We start from the raw sequence: 629 nt of genomic DNA, 5'->3' as shown, positions 1-629 counted from the left end.
CTCCAGGCCCCATCCCCCTCCTGCCTACCCCAGCGCGTCCAGCAACACCGAACCCCGGCGCTGCTTCGGAAACAGCCGGAAACGCCTCAGCTCCTTGCGCTTCACCCGCTGCTCCAGCGCGCTGTGCAGCGACAGCCGCCCCGGCCCGCGCATCAACGTCCCCAACGCGATCGCGATGAGCGCCACGTTGAACTCATACCCGCCCTTGGTGACGTCAAAGCCGTTCTTCGCGTGCACCTTCGCGATGGCCACCGCCTGCGTCACGATGACCGAGAGGGCGGTGAACCGCGTCGCGATGCCCAGGATGGAGCTCACCCCGGCCACCAGCTCCGTGATGCCCGTGGCCAGCACCCACGGCTTCCCCGGCTTGATGCCCAGCTGCTCGAACATGCCCGCGTTCTGCTCCAGGCTGTCCTTCTTCAGCTTCGCGACGCCGTGCTGGATCATCGTCGCCCCCAACGACAGACGCGGGGGCAGCAGCGCGACCGACTTCAGCAACGACGGTTGTTCGTTCAGCATCGTCACGTTCATGGGTGCTCTCCTCATCCGAACGCGCGGACGCGATCGTCCGCGGGGTGAAGTGCCCCTTACGTTGCGATGCCTCCGCCCCTCCGGCCTGTCTCTTATAC

The 629-nt window shown here is 66.6% G+C and carries 1 protein-coding gene; it reads right to left on the bottom strand.

Features of this window, described 5'->3' with window-relative positions; all coding sequences use genetic code 11:
• Window positions 1–24: 24 nt before the first annotated feature.
• On the bottom strand, window positions 25–531 hold the full coding sequence (locus D7X12_RS41750; protein WP_120630595.1) for a DoxX family protein: 507 nt from the start codon (window positions 529–531) through the stop codon (window positions 25–27).
• Window positions 532–629: the final 98 nt, after the last annotated feature.

Origin of the sequence: Corallococcus sicarius (genome assembly GCF_003611735.1) — a bacterium.
Classification (GTDB): Bacteria; Myxococcota; Myxococcia; order Myxococcales; family Myxococcaceae; genus Corallococcus; species Corallococcus sicarius.
The sequence above is the reverse complement of the archived record's forward strand: the minus strand, read 5'-3'. Positions and strand labels throughout refer to the sequence as shown.

Coding starts and splice junctions, on each gene's coding strand:
- D7X12_RS41750 (WP_120630595.1), bottom strand. CDS start 531: ATGAACGTGACGATGCTGAACGAACAACCGTCGTTGCTGAAGTCGGTC.